This is a genomic window from Bradyrhizobium sp. 170 (genome assembly GCF_023101085.1).
GTDB lineage: Bacteria > Pseudomonadota > Alphaproteobacteria > Rhizobiales > Xanthobacteraceae > Bradyrhizobium.
The window spans coordinates 1,095,847-1,111,501 of sequence record NZ_CP064703.1; the positions used below are offsets into that span (position 1 = coordinate 1,095,847).

The 15,655-nt window shown below is 61.5% G+C and carries 17 protein-coding genes and 1 pseudogene; 8 read left to right on the forward strand and 10 right to left on the reverse strand.

The window, feature by feature from the left end; genetic code table 11:
- Window positions 1–107: 107 nt before the first annotated feature.
- The 5 genes and pseudogenes from IVB05_RS05220 to IVB05_RS05240 all read right to left on the reverse strand — a co-directional run.
- Window positions 108–1,493, reverse strand: a complete 1,386-nt coding sequence (locus tag IVB05_RS05220; protein WP_247783373.1) for an ABC transporter substrate-binding protein — start codon at window positions 1,491–1,493, stop codon at window positions 108–110.
- 1,202 nt (window positions 1,494–2,695) lie between these two features.
- Complete coding sequence (locus IVB05_RS05225; RefSeq protein WP_247783374.1) at window positions 2,696–3,190, reverse strand: hypothetical protein; 495 nt, start codon at window positions 3,188–3,190, stop codon at window positions 2,696–2,698.
- Window positions 3,191–3,249: 59 nt separating this feature from the next.
- A complete protein-coding gene (locus tag IVB05_RS05230) occupies window positions 3,250–4,092 on the reverse strand; it encodes an amidohydrolase family protein (RefSeq protein ID WP_247783375.1) in 843 nt (280 codons plus the stop codon).
- A 46-nt stretch (window positions 4,093–4,138) separates the two neighbouring features.
- The gene (locus IVB05_RS05235) at window positions 4,139–4,477 is read right to left on the reverse strand and encodes a YdhR family protein (RefSeq protein WP_247783376.1); all 339 of its coding nucleotides are present in this window, start codon (window positions 4,475–4,477) and stop codon (window positions 4,139–4,141) included.
- A 136-nt stretch (window positions 4,478–4,613) separates the two neighbouring features.
- Window positions 4,614–4,709, reverse strand: a pseudogene (locus IVB05_RS05240) (transcription elongation factor); the annotation flags it as partial.
- Window positions 4,710–5,007: 298 nt separating this feature from the next.
- Between IVB05_RS05240 and IVB05_RS05245 the strand changes: the two are divergent.
- Window positions 5,008–5,763: a ThuA domain-containing protein gene (locus IVB05_RS05245; protein ID WP_247783377.1), complete on the forward strand. Its 756-nt coding sequence runs from the start codon at window positions 5,008–5,010 to the stop codon at window positions 5,761–5,763.
- A 148-nt stretch (window positions 5,764–5,911) separates the two neighbouring features.
- Here the strand turns inward: IVB05_RS05245 and IVB05_RS05250 are convergent, their stop codons facing one another.
- The 3 genes from IVB05_RS05250 to IVB05_RS05260 all read right to left on the reverse strand — a co-directional run bounded on the left by IVB05_RS05250 (window position 5,912) and on the right by IVB05_RS05260 (window position 7,804).
- Entirely contained in the window at window positions 5,912–7,105 is a 1,194-nt protein-coding gene (locus tag IVB05_RS05250; protein ID WP_247783378.1) for a PHB depolymerase family esterase, read from the reverse strand.
- 5 nt (window positions 7,106–7,110) lie between these two features.
- Window positions 7,111–7,530 (reverse strand): CopG family transcriptional regulator, encoded by a 420-nt coding sequence (locus tag IVB05_RS05255; protein WP_247783379.1) that lies wholly within the window; start codon window positions 7,528–7,530, stop codon window positions 7,111–7,113.
- A 94-nt stretch (window positions 7,531–7,624) separates the two neighbouring features.
- A complete protein-coding gene (locus tag IVB05_RS05260; RefSeq protein WP_247783380.1) occupies window positions 7,625–7,804 on the reverse strand; it encodes a DUF3072 domain-containing protein in 180 nt (59 codons plus the stop codon).
- 97 nt (window positions 7,805–7,901) lie between these two features.
- Between IVB05_RS05260 and IVB05_RS05265 the strand changes: the two genes are divergently transcribed.
- The 4 genes from IVB05_RS05265 to IVB05_RS05280 all read left to right on the forward strand — a co-directional run bounded on the left by IVB05_RS05265 (window position 7,902) and on the right by IVB05_RS05280 (window position 9,525).
- Complete coding sequence (locus IVB05_RS05265; RefSeq protein ID WP_247783381.1) at window positions 7,902–8,312, forward strand: hypothetical protein; 411 nt, start codon at window positions 7,902–7,904, stop codon at window positions 8,310–8,312.
- 147 nt (window positions 8,313–8,459) lie between these two features.
- The gene (locus IVB05_RS05270) at window positions 8,460–8,687 is read left to right on the forward strand and encodes a hypothetical protein (protein WP_247518425.1); all 228 of its coding nucleotides are present in this window, start codon (window positions 8,460–8,462) and stop codon (window positions 8,685–8,687) included.
- A gap of 158 nt (window positions 8,688–8,845) precedes the next feature.
- Complete coding sequence (locus tag IVB05_RS05275; RefSeq protein ID WP_247783382.1) at window positions 8,846–9,136, forward strand: hypothetical protein; 291 nt, start codon at window positions 8,846–8,848, stop codon at window positions 9,134–9,136.
- A 77-nt stretch (window positions 9,137–9,213) separates the two neighbouring features.
- Window positions 9,214–9,525: a transcriptional regulator gene (locus IVB05_RS05280; RefSeq protein ID WP_247783383.1), complete on the forward strand. Its 312-nt coding sequence runs from the start codon at window positions 9,214–9,216 to the stop codon at window positions 9,523–9,525.
- A 115-nt stretch (window positions 9,526–9,640) separates the two neighbouring features.
- Here the strand turns inward: IVB05_RS05280 and IVB05_RS05285 are convergent, their stop codons facing one another.
- On the reverse strand, window positions 9,641–11,566 hold the full coding sequence (locus tag IVB05_RS05285) for an AsmA family protein (protein ID WP_247786592.1): 1,926 nt from the start codon (window positions 11,564–11,566) through the stop codon (window positions 9,641–9,643).
- A 281-nt stretch (window positions 11,567–11,847) separates the two neighbouring features.
- Between IVB05_RS05285 and IVB05_RS05290 the strand changes: the two genes are divergently transcribed.
- From IVB05_RS05290 to IVB05_RS05300, 3 genes are read left to right on the forward strand one after another with little or no spacing between them, the layout of a single operon-like run.
- On the forward strand, window positions 11,848–12,555 hold the full coding sequence (locus IVB05_RS05290) for a CoA transferase subunit A (protein WP_247783384.1): 708 nt from the start codon (window positions 11,848–11,850) through the stop codon (window positions 12,553–12,555).
- A gap of 23 nt (window positions 12,556–12,578) precedes the next feature.
- Complete coding sequence (locus tag IVB05_RS05295) at window positions 12,579–13,229, forward strand: 3-oxoacid CoA-transferase subunit B (RefSeq protein ID WP_214490657.1); 651 nt, start codon at window positions 12,579–12,581, stop codon at window positions 13,227–13,229.
- A gap of 1 nt (window position 13,230) precedes the next feature.
- On the forward strand, window positions 13,231–13,887 hold the full coding sequence (locus IVB05_RS05300; RefSeq protein ID WP_346771829.1) for a GNAT family N-acetyltransferase: 657 nt from the start codon (window positions 13,231–13,233) through the stop codon (window positions 13,885–13,887).
- A 107-nt stretch (window positions 13,888–13,994) separates the two neighbouring features.
- Here IVB05_RS05300 and IVB05_RS05305 read toward each other — a convergent pair whose 3' ends face one another.
- The gene (locus IVB05_RS05305; protein ID WP_247783385.1) at window positions 13,995–15,641 is read right to left on the reverse strand and encodes an iron ABC transporter permease; all 1,647 of its coding nucleotides are present in this window, start codon (window positions 15,639–15,641) and stop codon (window positions 13,995–13,997) included.
- Window positions 15,642–15,655: the final 14 nt, after the last annotated feature.

Below are 15,655 nucleotides of genomic sequence, written 5' to 3' on the forward strand. Positions count from 1 at the left end.
CAAGGTCGTCGACCAGCATCCTTCAAAACGGCCGCCGCGGCGTATGGGTCCCTGCTTTCGCAGGGACGACAGACAACATACGTTCGCAGCGGCCGGCATCGCTTGCCTTAGCCCGCGACCTGCTTGATGCGGGCGATCAGTTCGTCGACGGCCTTTTCGACCGGCACCTTCTCGCTCACCACGCGGTTCATCGCCTTGGCCCAGACGTTCTCGTTGTTCAAAATCGTGAACTTCCAGTTCTTGGTGAAGTCGAACGGCGTGGTGCCGCCGGCGAACTGGTTGTACACGGCCTTGCGATGGCGGTCAGCCTGCCAGAACGGGCTCTGCTGGCTGGCCGTCGTCACCGGGAACCAGCGGCCGAGCGCGCCTTCGATATAGGGCCGGACGTTCTCTTCCTGCAGCAGGAACTTGATGAACTCCTTGCCCTCGGCCTTGTTCTTGGCGACCGTGAACATCAGCCCGGTCTTGACGTCGGAGCGGTACTTGATCGGCGTACCGTCCGGCTTGTTCGGGAACGAGGCGGTGATGATGGTCTCGTCATAGTTCTTCTTGCCGAGCGCGCGCTGTTCCGGCGTCAGCGCCGGGTTGTTGGCGTCGTCGAGCCATTTCGCCGCGATCGAGATCGTGAAGTTATGCGTCATCACGATCGTCTTGTTGTGGAAGGCGACGTTGTTGTCCGGATCCTTCCAGGTGGTGGAGGAGGGCGGCGAGCAGGTCCTGGTGTAGGTATCGGTGTAATCCTTCATCGCCTTGATCAGGTTTTCCCGCACCTTGGGATCGTCGACCGTAAGCTTGCCGTCGTCATCGACCAGCTTGACGTTGTAGGCGTCCATGAAGGTGTAGAACGACTGGAACGAGTCGGTTGATTCCACGCCCATCGGCTGGCCGACGGCGTAGACGCGCTGACCGGTGGCCTTGCGGATCGCCGGCTGCACCTTGTCGCACCAGAACGACCAGTAATCTTCCCACTTGGTCGGGATGTCGCTTTGCTTGAAGCCGGCCTGCTCCAGCATGTCCTGCCAGATCTGGACGTGCATGCTCTGTTGCTTCAGCGGGAAGCCGTAATAGGCCTTCTTCTTGGCGACGTCGTTATAGAGCAGCGCGGTTTCCAGCGTGTTCGGCGCGAATGCCGATTTCATCGGCGTCAGGATGTCGCCGAGATCCTCGAGCTTGCCCTCGAACGCCCATTTGCCCTGCGCCTGCACGTCATAGCTGTCGGAATAGGCGACGTCGGGCACGGTTCCGGAATCCAGCGCCGCCACTGTCTTCGGGATCATGTCCTGGATGGCGTATTGCGACAGTTCGACCTTGATGCCGGTCTTGGCCTCGAATTTCTTGATCGCTTCCAGGAGGGCGTCGTCCTCGGATTTGTAAAAGCCCTTGCCGAACCAGACGGTGATGGTTTTTTGCTGGGCCAGCGCGGGTGCAGTGGCGTAAAACAGCCCGACGGCTGCGACCGCGAGTGAAAGCCCACCTAATTTCTTGGATATCACGTTGTTCTCCCTCAAAATCCCGGCTTTTTAACCGGTTGGATAATGATAGCGCAACCATGCGGCGTTATCCAGATGGCAAATCCCAGACTTGCGTAGGGGGAGCCGATGTTTGTGGCGTCATTGCGAGCAAAGCGAAGCAATCCATCTTTCCGTGCAAGAGGTGACAATGGATTGCTTTGCTTCGCTCGCAATGACGGTGGATACAGTTTCGCGATCTCGCGGCGCGATGCGCCCGAGGCTTGACCGAAGCTCTCGCCCAATGAGGGCGCAGGGAAGACCGGGTGCGCGCTGCACCCGCGGTCTCGTGTGCAATGTGCACAAGGAAGTGCGCACACGAGCATACAGGTCCAGCGGAGAGCATCCGGCCTTCCCTGCGCAATGGCTTTACGGCTTATGCCGCGCTCTCCCCGGAGACGAATTCCTCTTGCCTCCGTCATCGGCGAATTAGCGGTTTTGCGAGACCCGGTTGGGCTCGCGAAAACCTCCGCCGATTTGACACCAGCCACGGGTGCCAGGACCACACGGTTTTGCCGTACGCAGCTTCCTTCACCAAACCATCCGACCGGCCATTTGCGACCGGCCGAAGTTCTGGCGGAGGCGTTTTAGCGCCGTTCGTCTACACGCTGTCGATCGCTCACGGAAAACCGCCCTGCGAACATGCCTGCGCGCCCAACGCTGCCGCGTCCATCGCGCCCCATCCCAACGTTTCGTGACGATCGCGATACGTCCCTCGTTCAAGGGGATGAGGTGCGCGAGTTATGGGGGTGATTTGGGGGAAACGGGAAGGGGAATATTTTTGGGGCGAGGGCTGGACGGGTAAAATCGGGTTGATTTGGTTCAGGAAATTAGTGTTTTGGCGCAACGGGCCTGTGGTCGAAAACGCTGCAAGTAGCCCGCATGAGCGTTAGCGATATGCGGGGAACCAGATAGCGAAGGCGCCGGATGTTGCCGCGTTCATCCGGGCCGCAAGCTCGGCCTGCGACAGCCCCGCGCGCAAACAAGCCCTGGGTAACTCTGCGGCAATCTCGAACTCCGGCATACTCGGCCTTGACCTTCGGCTTGGCGAGCAGGCGGGCCTTTAGCTTTTCAAAACTGGATGGTCATGTGATGTACTTTGCTCGCCGCAACGCCAGTTCGATCTCGGCAAACCAAGGGTCACCACCACTCGTCGTTGATCGGGAGAATCGATTGGTTTGATTCGTTTATTCAAACCAAGAAGACCGGATCGGAATACCCCAGTTTCTCCTTGCTGCCGCCTTGGCTGAACGGAATGCGGAGACATTCTGAGAATATCCAGAAATTTCTCGCAGATCCTCGTCTGCCAAATCGGGAGTAAACTCGATTGCCCCGCGTCTTTTCAATAAAAGTTCAGCCAACAACTGAAGTTCAACGCGGACGGTAATCGCGAGCAGCATCTCCTCGTAGGTGAAGTTGGTCCCGACACTCAGCATCCGCTTCAAACGCGAGACATTTTGCTCCGCCTCAGCGAGGGCCTTCCTATACATCTCATCGGATATCGCCTCTTTCTGAACGATCAATGCCCACTCGTGTGAAATCGGCCACGTCGCACCTTCTTGGCTCAGGATATTATCCATTTCGGCGAGTCGGACGAGTGCGGCATAAGATGCGCAGACCTCGAGCAGCCGCTGGTACTCTGTCCATCGGTTCTGGAGCAAGCTTTCGGTCACGTCGCTCATGGTCGGTCTTTGCGGTCAGGCAACACCAGCATAGCGAATGCGACCTCAATTAGCCGGTGCTAACCTTTTTTCGGTGACCAGCCATAGGCCTTGGCGCAGGCGCCACCCATCAGCATGGCCCGCTCGGTGTCGCTCAGGCGGTCTGTCCTCATGAATGGTTCGACGGCCTGTTCGTAGTTGACGACGGCGAACGCGCGCGTCCAGTCCGTGCCCCACAGGCAGCGATCGAAACCCCAGGCATCAAATACGCGGGCAAGCGGGTCCCAAATGTCCGGGAAGGGATACGGCTCCCGCGAGAGCGTGCAGGCGCCGCTGACCTTGATCACGGCGTTCGGGCGCCTGGCGAGTGCAAGCACCTTCGGGAGGTCGGCCCAGGGTTGGGGAGGTGCAGGCGGCACGCGTGGCTGCAGGATGCCGAGATGGTCGACGATGAACCGCGTGTCGGGATGGCGATCGATCAGCGCGATGCCCGCGTCCAGATTGTCCCAGCACAGGATGTTGAGTGGAAAGTCGTAACGAACGGCCGCGCGCGCAATCCGGTCAAGGCCGGGATCATCGGTCGCGCGCTTCTCCTCTTTCCTCAGCATGGTGCGGATTCCGACCGCGCCCGGCGTCTTCTTCCAGTCGGCGACGACATCGGCCACATCTGGATCATCAGGGTCGACCGGCTTGACGATGGCGAGCCGGCCGGGATGGGCCCGCTGCACTTCGACGGCGTAGCTGGCGTCGTAGCGGTACAAGGAAAAGGCGGAGATGAAGATCGCGCCGTCTACGCCGACCTTGTCCATCGCCGCCACCATCTCGTCACCCGTGACGTGATCCGGCCAGTTCGGCACGCTGTGCCAAGGTCGCTTCGGCGTGTTGGCCTCATAGGCGTGGACCTGGGAGTCGATAATCGTCATCGGATCAGTTTCCTTGATCAGTTTCCTTGCGCCGCGGTCAGGTTGATCAGGCCACGGCCTCAATCGCCTTGCCGTTGACGCGGGTCTCGCCCTTCAAATTGTCGACCGTCACGTATGTGTCGTACCAGGTGAGGCGAGGCCGGACCCCAAAGCGCTCGGTCAAATCCGCGATGCGCGCTTCTGTAAACCAGGCTTCCGCCGATTCACGGCTGTCCCAGAGATAAACGCCGCCGGTGCCGCTTTCGCCATTCAGGTAGTCCTTTCGGATCAATCCTCTCCTGGCGAGGCCGCGATAGGTCGGCGCGGTCGAAGTGCCGCCTTTCACCGCCAGCTCCTCGGAGCGCTTTGGCAAATCGAACTGAACGACAACGATGCAATTGGGCATGGATGGTCCTCCCGTCAGGTCGGCAATCATGCGCTGAATTCGGGTAGACGGTCAAAGGCTGACCTCGCGGCGACGACCGCTTCTGGCGCAAGGCGGCCATTCCGAACATCGGCTGCGCCCGGTGCGGGACGCGCGACGAGATCAAGATGATCTCAAGCTTTTGACCGGATGCGCCGACTTCATCCCCAACAGCTTTGCCCATCAGAAGCCTTGCCACCGGTGATGCGAACGAAGGTTGTCGGCGAGTGGCGCGACGTGGGCATTCGTCGCGCGTAAATGATCTGAAGAGGAAGCGCGCGCCCGCAAGACGAAAGCGTCAGTTCGGCTTCGTTGCCGTAGCAAGTAGCCCGCATGAGCAGAGCGATATGCGGGATCCACTTGCTGGCTGAGTGGCCGTCAGCGAATGCCGCCAGGCCGAAGCCATGGACGTGGGCGGCGTTGCATAGGACGGCAGAGGGCGATGCCGCAAGGCCTGATCTGTGCTAAGCTTCTTTCAACATGGTTGGTCGCGGAGAGGCGCGGAGAGGATTGTGAGGCGACGTGAGTTCATCGCGCTCCTCGGCAGCGCGGCGGCAATGCGATCAGTCAGCGCGCATGCGCAGCGCCCGCCAGAGCGGATCCTCTATTTCACATATTCGGCCGGCTACCGGCATGATGTCATACCGCTTTCCAAGGCAATCCTGGCCCAGCTTGGAAGCAATTCGGGTGTCTTTGAAGTCACTGCAACGGAAGACACGTCTGAATTTTCCCCCGAAAACCTCGAGCGCTACGCCGCGGTGATGTTCTACACGTCAGGCGAACTTCCGATGAGCGACGCGCAAAAGACGGCGCTTCTCAATTTTGTGCGCTCAGGCCGCGGGTTCCTCGGCGTTCATTCGGCGACGGACACATTCTACACTTGGCCGGACTATCTCGATCTGGTCGGCGGCTACTTTAATGGTCATCCCTGGCATCAGGCCGTGACGATCGAGGTGGTCGATTCCCGCGATCCCCTGGTGGCTTTTCTCGGGAATTCATTGCAAGTCGAGGACGAGATCTACCAAATCAGCGACTTCGACTATCGTGGATCACGCGTGCTCCTGCGCCTCGACCCAGGCTCGGTGGACCTTGGCAAGAGCGGCGTGCATCGACGATTCTATGGTTGGCCGCTCGCATGGACGCGAACTTACGGCGACGGACGCGTATTCTATACGGCGCTGGGCCACGAGCCGTCAGTCTGGCAGGACGCCCGCTACCAGCGAATCCTCACCAACGCTATCCTCTGGTCTACTCGACGGTCGCCCTAGCAAGCGGCAAGTAGCTCGCATGAGCACAGCGATATGCGGGATCAGGCGATCTCGAACTCCGGAGCGAGCGCGTCATATTCGGCCTTGACCTTGGGGTTGGCGAGCAGTCGGGCCTTCAACTTTTCGAACGGGATTGTCATGTGATGTCCTACTCCTCCGGGAGCGAATGCTCGAGGAAAAAACGAAGCATTTCCCTCGTTGCGTCCGGTCCTCGCGGATCCGTGTAGGAGCCCGCAGGGCTGCCTCCGGACCATGCGTGTCCTGCTCCGTGGATATTCCAGTGCTCCAACATTCCCCGTCCACTCGCGTCACTCAGGATCGTTCTTGTATAGGCATGCCCTCCCTGTATCTGCCCGCGATGCACCTTCCTTTGTGTGCTCATCGTTCTCACAGACTGCTCAAGGATTTGACCGCCGTTATTTGGATGTACGGTAGTGTCGCGATCGCCGTGAAAAACAATGGTCGGGACAGGTGGCCGGTCACCTGAAATTAGCCTGTGATCGGACCCGCCACCTTGTCGCATGGCGACAAACGCGGAGGGAAGGTCCGTGGCAACCCCACACGCGAGGCCAGAGTGTATGCCGATTGCCGCGTACAGATCGTTGTATGTTGCTCCCATGATAGCGGCGGCAGCCGCTCCGGCCGACAGTCCACCAACGTAGACGCGCTTTGGATCAACCAAATAGTCGCGCATGATCTGGCGAGTGATACCCGCGATCAGCGAGGGTTCGCCTCTGCCTCGCTGCTGGTCGGCAGTGCGAAACCAGTTCCAGCATTTCGCCCGGTTTGCCTCGCGGGGCTGTGCAGGATAGGCCACGAAGCAATTCTGTTCTTCTGCGATAAAGTTCATTCGCGTACCGGCGGCGAAATCGTCCGGCGACTGGGTACAGCCGTGAAGCATGACGACCAAAGGAAGCGGTTGTTCCTGATAGCGGCTCGGAATGAAGAGCCTGTAGGTACGGCTTCCCACCGCACTGCTGAACGTGCTTTCGATGAACCGGGCGCCCTGCGGTACGATGTCTGATGTTGACGGCGGGGCGCGCTTGATTATGCCTCGCAGTCCGATTTCAGAGCGCCCCTCTTTGCGATCCAGTAACGCCCGGAGCATGCGCGGTTGTGCGGATGTGGCTGGCTCTGATTGCGGATGACTATCCGTCTCCTCAACATTGGCCTTGGCATCAATAATGAGCGGCCCTGCAAGAGCGATGCGACCTCTGGCATGCGATGGCGCGTCTGGCGCATTCTCGCCGCGAAGCATGCGCTGAAGGAGCGCGGTGGCCTCAACGAGTTGGCCCGCGCGCGTGAGGCGTGTCGCCTCCCGAATGATGTCCTGGTTCAGCATCGCCTTCACCGTGTCCTGTCGGCGAGGGCGGCCTTCACGGCTGGACTGGCATGCAATGCGCCCAGCACGGAGACCGAGGCAATGGTGGCGCGAGCAAGCTCAGGCGTGACGTCTTGGGCGATGCTGGCAAGGCCCAGAACATTGATGTGCAGCATCTCGCCGGCTTGCTGCACCGCTTCGAGATCCTCGCGGCTGTAGTTCCGGAGTCCGAGGTCCAGACTTTTTCGGACCGTTGACTGCTTTACGACGTCGGCATGACGTTCGAGTTGGTTCCGGATCGCTGTTCGAATGAAATCGGTGCGGTTCGAGTAGAACCCTTCCTGAACCATCAGATCGACGTGACCAAGGTCGACATAACCAAGATTGATCGTGATTTTCTCTGTTTCAGGCGGCTTGGGTCGAAGTTCCCGGACATTGGTTGCCATAATCATACCCTCCATACGCCATCTGTATGGATGGCATATGGATGTCCCCGAGATCCTTTCAAGGGCTTATCTTGTTGAAGCAGCAGCCGATCGCTCAGAACGAATTCGCCAGCTCGATCTCCGCCTTCAGCGCCGCGATCCGTCGCTCGGCTTCCCTTGCCGTCAGACCCTTCTCGAACAACTTCGGCTGATACGCCTCGGCGCTGAGGGTGCGGAGCGTCGCCAGTTGGCGCGGCGTCATCGGCGCGTCGACCTGGCCGGGGAGGCGGGGCATCGGGTAACTCCAAAGAATCTTTAATCTGGGCTCGACTCTTAACTTGAAATTTGTTCTTTATTTGTTCTTATAGGGTTCAACCCTTGCGAGGTGGCCCATGGACAACAAATTGAACGAAATTCGTAGAAAAATCAGGTTCTTGCGGGCGGAGATGCTGAGTGCGGAGGATAATATCCGCAAACGGGTCAACCGGGATGAGGACTGCTCGGAGGCCGCCGTTCACCTGATGTCCATGCGGGTCGTCATGCTCGGCCTGATCGGCGAGCGGAATCGGCTCGGCGGCGAAGAGCGGCTGCTCAATGTCGACGAGCGGCTGAAGCTGGATGTCCGCGCAGCCAGCAGAAAATCCTCGAACGGGGCGCCAGTGCGTTTTCCGGCGAAAGCCGGCCCCGGAGTTGGTCCGGGGTGGGGAGCGGCTCGCGTCACGAAGACGCGTCCAATCAAGAAGCCAGAGCCTCGTTCCGATGCAACCGGAACGGAAAAGGCTCGAGGCCGCCGTGAGCGATGATCCGATTCAAGCCCTGCGCCGGCGGATTGGCGAACTGGACCAGCTTGCGCGCCGGCTCGATCAATCCGGCCTCGACAATGCGCGGGCGCAGCTTTTGCTCTCGCGCAAGCGGGCGGAGCTGGAAGACTTCATCAACAGGGGCCAGCGATGTCAGGACCGCTCAGATGGTACGACCATAACGCGGATAATCCGCCATGGATAAAAGCCCTGGCGGAGGTTCGCATCCAGGCGACGCGCGAAGGCTGGTGCCACGCGCATGTGCAGGCGATCATCGTTGCGATCGATCAATATGCCGAAGCGGCGTTGGGTAACCGGAGTTATTTTCTCAACAAGCCGTATGGGGTTGGTGGTGGCCGGAGCAATGACGTTCCCTGAAGGGTCATGTTCGTAGCCCGCATGAGCGTAGCGATATGCGGGATCGCAGATGAGACCCCGGATGTCGCTCCGCTCATCCGGGCTACGGCTGACGAAGCGATTCATCAAATTGTGAAGCAGCATGGTTTGTGCGAAGTAATCCAGAAATGGAGTTCGCCGTGTCCAGTTTCTCTCTTGAGTTGCCCACGGACTTTGAGGATTACGAATGGACGTTGGAGTCCAAGGGGTGGTTTTCCGAGGCACGGATCGTCGTGACGGAAAGGCGGTACCAGATCAACTTCTATGATTTAGCGCGTTTTACCCAAACGGTTGAAGGTGAGTTCGAGCGTGGCCAAATATTCTTTGAGCCAAACCTGGTGATTGTGCCGTCTGTAACAAGAGCTCACATGGAACGAGCCGCCGAAGAGTTAGTGCAGTCGGGTCAGATCCTATCTCTTGTGGCAGAGTAAGGTCCCGGATGTCGCTCCGCTTATCCGGGCTACGCACTGAGCAAGCGCGGACGGCGTTGAGGAGAGTGGAGAGACAGATGGCGGCGAAGACAGGAAGCTTCAAGGAATTGGTGCAGACCCGCGCCAAGAACGACAAGAAGTTTGCCGAAGCGCTTCTTCGTGAAGGCATCGATGCGATGCTGAGCGGGGATGTCGAAACCGGCAAGACGATCCTGCGCGACTATATCAAGGCAACCGTCGGATTTGAAAAGCTTGGCGAAGCGACCGGGACCCAGCCCAAGAGTCTTATCCGGATGTTCGGTCCGCGCGGTAATCCGCAGGCCAAGAATCTCTTTAGCGTTCTCGGTTATCTTCAGAAGCGCGCGGGTTTGGAACTTCACGTTGCATAGCGGGCGCGGGGCCCCGACAGCAAGTAGCCCGCATGAGCGCAGCGATATGCGGGAGAACAAGACCCCGGATGTCGCTAACGCTCATCCGGGCTACGCATCCGACCGAGACAGAAAGCTAATTCGCCTTCGCCCCGTCCGCCGTCTCCGGCGCCGCTGGCTTCTGCCCACCACCCGTAAACCGCTCGATCACCGAGCGTACCGCATCGCGCGTCTTGCGGTCCTTCACGGCATCGAGCAGTGGCGCTGCGCCGGGCGAGCGGCGGATCAGGCTTTCGGGATCGGGAAACACCAGCGGATCGTCCCATGGGCCCTGCACCACGAAGGGGAGTTCAAATCCCTTGTCGCCGCCGGCTGCCGCAGGCGTCAGGCTGGCGACGCCCTTGAGGTCGTATTCGCGGGCCGGCACGGAAGCGGTGCCGGTTAGCGTCAGGCGCGTCGTCGGCCCGTCGACGCGGACGTCCTCGACGGTGGCTATGCCGTCGTTGAAGCGCACCGAAACCGTGAGATTGTCGTAGGGCGTCGAACCGCTGCGCAGATTGCCGCCGCCGGATAGCGGCCGGCGCTCCAGCCGCTTCAGCAGTTGTTCGACATTGAAGCCGGCGATCGCGCCGTCATGGCCGATCATCGTCGCGGTGCCGTCGAGCGAGGAAGCGAGTCCGAACGGGCTCGAGCCGGAGGCCGTCAGCGAAACCCCGAGATTGCCGCGGCCGGAGAGTTTTGTGATCCCGAACAATTCGCCGGCGCACGCCTGCAGATCGACATCGGTAAACTGGAATTGCGCCTTGACGTCGGCGATCGCATCCGAACGCGCGATCCCGATCGAGCCCTTGGCGATGCCGCCATACATCTGCGCTTCGCCGATCGAGAGCGCCAGCGCGCCGCCGCGCAAATTGGCGCCGAATGCGGTGCGGCCGAGTTTTGTCGGGCCGACCGTCACCCGCGCCGCCGACAGGCGCATGTCGAGATCGGTGGCGGACAACGAGGTGAGGTCGAACAACTGCCGGTTCCAGTCGCGCGCGCCGCTCGCCAGCAGGCGCACGGTCGAGATGTAGGGCGTGAAATCCAGATTGCCGGCGGCGAGCGTGGCCTGCAGCGTCTGACGGCCGTTATTGGCCACCGTCATCACGCCCTCGGCGACATTGCCGTCGAGTTCGACATTGACGTTGGTAAGCGCAACCGAGGCGCCGACGACATTGGCGCGGGCTTTCAGCGCGAAGCGGCCGAACCCGCCGCTGCCGGGCACCGGCTGTCCCATCCAGCGCATCGCGTTGCGCAGCGACAGGCTGTCGACGGTCACCGTGCCTTCCATCATCAGGCTGGTGCGGTTGGCGACCGAGCCGTCGAAGGCCAGTTTCAGCGGCGCGCTGACGATGCGCGCCTTCAGGCCCGAGCGGTCGCCCGACAGCATCGCGACGAAGTCGCTGGCCGAGATCGAGCCGTCGACGCGTTCGCCGCGCCAGTCGAATTGCCCGGTCGCCGCGAACGAGCGCGAGATCGACGGCCAGGCCAGCGAGAGATCGATGTCGCTGAGCTGTTCCTTGACGTTGTTGGCGGCGTCCTCGTATTTGAGCACGCCGTCCTGGATCCTGATTTCGGAAAACGACACCTGGTTCTCGGCGCCGGGCTTCATCGTGCGCGCGATCCGCTCGACGAACGGCGTCCAGTTGCTCTCGCCGCCCGCTTCCCTGATGACGCGGATATGCGGCCGCAACATCATGACATCTGCGATTTCGAAGCGGCGCAGCAGCAATGGCAGCAGGCGCAGGTTCGCGGTCAGCACATCGACCTGCAGCGCGGGGTCCATGGTGCCGCCGCCCTTCAGCCCGACATTGTGAAAGGAGACGTAGCTTCCCGGAAATACCGAAACGTCGATCGCGCCGGCGACGACCAGATCGAGCCCTGTGACATCGCGGATCTGCGCCTCGACCGCCTGCCGCAGCGCGTCGCGGTTGAGGAACCAGGAGGTTCCGATCAGGGCGAGCACGGCCACGCCGAACAGCGCCGCAATCGGCATCCCGAGGCGCTTCATTCCTTGGGCCATCGTCAATGACATATCCGGATCTGGCTAAACCGAACTCGGGTTGATGCTACGGGGACTTGTTGATTAAGGGTCTATCTTGATCAGGGCAGGCGCCGTATCGGTAAGCCCGTGCCAACCCACACAACTTGAAGGGTTTTCTTGACGCTTTCAAGGCCGAGGTGGCGCCCGGCGGGCGGTTCGGGGGCATAATCCACCCGTCATTGACGCACCGCGAAGAATTCGCCTAATAATCCGGACATAATGCCGGCTTACGGCCGTTCCCCTCCATCAGGTCATATTCCATGAACAAGGTCTATCCCGACGCCAAATCGGCACTCGATGGCGTTCTCAAGGACGGCATGATGATCATGTCCGGCGGCTTCGGTCTGTGCGGTATCGCCGAAACCCTGTCGGATGCGATCCGCGATTCCGGCGTCAAGGGTTTGACGGTTATCTCCAACAATGCGGGCGTCGACGGCATCGGGCTCTCCAGGCTGCTGGAGACGCGGCAGATCAAAAAGATGATCTCGTCCTATGTCGGCGAGAACAAGCTGTTCGCGCAGCAATACCTCGCCGGTGAGCTGGAACTCGAATTCAACCCGCAGGGTACGCTGGCCGAGCGCATCCGCGCCGGCGGCGCCGGGATCCCGGCCTTCTACACCAAGACCGGCGTCGGCACGCTGATCGCCGAAGGCAAGGAAGTGAAGGAATTCGACGGCGAGAAATACATCATGGAGCGCGGCCTGTTCGCTGACCTCGCCATCGTCCACGCCTGGAAGGGCGACACCGCCGGTAACCTGATCTACCGCAAGACCGCGCGCAACTTTAACCCGATGATGGCCACCGCTGCGAAGATCACGGTGGCCGAGGTCGAGCAACTCGTGCCGGCCGGCGAACTCAATCCCGACCACATTCATACGCCCGGTATTTTCGTCAAACGCATCATCGAGGTCGGCACGGGCAAGAAGCGGATCGAGTTCCGCAACACCCGCCCGCGGCCCGCCGCTTAAACCCAACTCTTCAGGAGAGCCTCATGGCCTGGACCCGTGAACAGATGGCTGCGCGCGCCGCAAAAGAGTTGCGCGACGGCTATTACGTCAATCTCGGCATCGGCATTCCGACGCTGGTCTCGAACTACATCCCCGACGGCATCGACGTGAACCTGCAGAGCGAGAACGGCATGCTCGGCATGGGACCGTTTCCTTACGAGGGCGAGGAAGACGCCGACCTCATCAACGCCGGCAAGCAGACGGTGAGCGAACTGCCGTCGACCAGCTATTTCTCCTCGGCCGATTCCTTCGGCATGGTGCGCGGCGGGCATATCGATCTGTCGATCCTAGGGGCGATGCAGGTGGCGCAGAACGGCGACCTCGCCAACTGGATGATCCCCGGCAAGATGGTGAAAGGCATGGGCGGCGCGATGGACCTCGTCGCCGGCGTCAAGCGCGTCGTGGTGGTGATGGAGCATTCCGCCAAGGACGGCCCGAAGCTTTTGAAGACGTGCAATCTGCCGCTGACCGGCGAGAAGGTCGTCGACATGGTGGTGACGGATCTGGCCGTCTTCACCATCGACAAGCACGGCAAGGACGGCATGGCGCTGATCGAGCTCGCCGACGGCGTCACGCTCGACGAGGTGAAGGCCAAGACCGAAGCCGAGTTTCGTGTCGCGCTGAAGAACGCCTGACGTGGTGGCGGGGCGGTCGCGGCCTGCGATCCGTCCCGCGCGCACTGACGACGCAAGCTTCATTGCCCGCAACATCCTGGCCTCGCAGCGCGGCCCGCTGCCGCGCGGCTGGTTCGACATCGCGCTCGGCTGGGGCGAGCCGCAATGCCTTGACTTCGTCGAGCGGATCGCTGTCGCGCCAACGCCATCCTGGTGGCACGTCTCGCAATTCATCATCGCCGAAGTCGACGGCAAACCGGCGGCCTCGCTGTGCGCGTTGCCCGCCTCCGGCACCGGCCCTGCCGCGAAAGCGGCGATCGAAGCGGCTGCCGGCGAATCCGGCCTCGAAGCATCGGAGGTGGAGGCGATCTTCCAGCGTGGCGCCTACACCAGGAATTGCTGGGTGCAAGGCGGTGAGGGCGACTGGCTGATCGAACATGTCGCCACGCTCCCTGCGTATCGCGGGCGCGGACTGGTGCAGGCGCTGATCGATCACGCGCTCGCGGCCGGAAGGGCTTCAGGATTCAAGCAGGCATCGATCTCGTTCCTGATCGGCAACGAAGCGGCGGAGCGGTGCTATGCCAAGGCTGGCTTTGCATTCGCCGAAGAGAAGCGCGCTTCCGAATTCGAGGCGATCACAGGTTCGCCGGGCTTCCGGCGCTTCACGCGCGCGATCTAGTTGCGTAGGGTGGGCAAAGGCGCACTTGCGCCGTGCCCACCATCCATCCTCGATCATCATCCTGAATGGTGGGCACGCTTCGCTCTGCCCACCCTACGAGGTCAGCGTTACGCCGGCCCTGACGGAATGTCCGAAAACCGCGTCAGCCATGCCACGGGACCGATGCTGGCGGCGACGATCAATAGCGCCGCCAGCGCGCCTTCCTCAAAACTGCCGCGGCTGGCGTATTGGTAGATCGAGGTCGCCAGCGTTTCGACGTTCAGCGGCCGCAGCAACAGCGTCGCCGGCAACTCCTTCAGGCAATCCACGAACACCACGATGACAGCGCCGAGCATGGCAGGGCGCAGCAGCGGCAGATGGATCAGCCGCATCGTCGTGGCCTGGCCGGCGCCGACGGCGCGCGCGCTGTCGTCGTAATCGCGCGGGATCCGCTCGAACCCTGCCTTGATGAATCCGGTCGGCACCGCCAGAAAGCGGATCACATAGGCGATGACAACGGCGGCGCCGGAGCCGATCACGATCAGTCCCGGCAGCGATTGTCCGAGCGATGCGGCGAGCGCGTTGACCGCGTTGTCGATGGCGAGCAGCGGCGCCAGCAGCCCGAGCGCCAGCACGAGCCCCGGCAGCGTGTAACCCAGTTGCGCGATGTTCATCGCGACGAAGCGCAGCCTGGTCGGCCGCCAGCGCCAGGCCAGAATGGTCGCAAAGCCGAGCAGCAGTGCGGCGAGCGTAGCGAGGCTCGCGAACGCTATCGAGTTGAAGGCATCGCGCCACAGCGCCATATCGAAATTCGCAAACAGCCCACGCTTGAAACTCTGATGCGCGAGATACAATAGCGGCACCAGGAATCCGAGGCAGACCGGCAGCAGGCAGGCGGCGAATGCCAAACCGCCCTTGATGCCGGCAAGCGGCGTCCGTTGCGTCAGCCGCGGGCTTTCGGCGGAAAATTCCGTCGTGACGTTGCGCCGTCCGTAGCGTTCAATTGCGATAAGTCCGGCCACGATCGCCAGCATGAAACACGACAACTGCGCCGCGCCGGCAAGGCTGCCGCGGTTGAGCCAGGTCGTGAACACCGAGACCGTGAGCGTGCGGACGCCGAGATATTCGCTGGCGCCGATGTCGTTCAGCGTTTCCAGCGATACCAGTGCTGTGCCGACGGCCAGCGCGGGACGCGCCATCGGCAGCGAGATGCGCCAGAAGGTGGTCCAGCGCCCGGCGCCGAGCGTCTTCGCGGCCTCGGCGAACTCCGCGCTCTGGAACTGGAACATCGTGCGGGCCGAAAGATAGACGTAGGGGTAGAGCACCAGCGCGATCACGATGATGGCGCCGGGCAGCGAGCGCAAATTGGGAAGCACGCGCACCGCGTCCTGCAGCGGCAGCCAGAGTGCGAGCGTCTTGTGGATCAGGCCGAGCGGCTCGAACAAATCGACATAGACATAAGCCGCGAGGTAGGTGGGGATCGCGAGCGGCAGCGGCACCAGCCAGAGCAGCATTTTCCGGCCGCGGAATTCATGCAGCGAGATCATCCACGCCGCGCCGGTGCCGATCGCGAGCGACAGGGCGGCGACGCCGAAGAGCAGGAGCGCGGTGTCGAGAAGGCTCCGCGGCAGCACGTATTCGATGAGAGGCTGCCAGACGTCAGGCGCCGGCTGCAGCGCCAGCGCGATGATCGAGATAACGGGCGCGGCCACCAGGATGGCGGTCGCGACCGCGATCACGGCGGCGATCCGGCCCGAGCGCGTGGTCCGGGTCACGCCGGCTCACATCG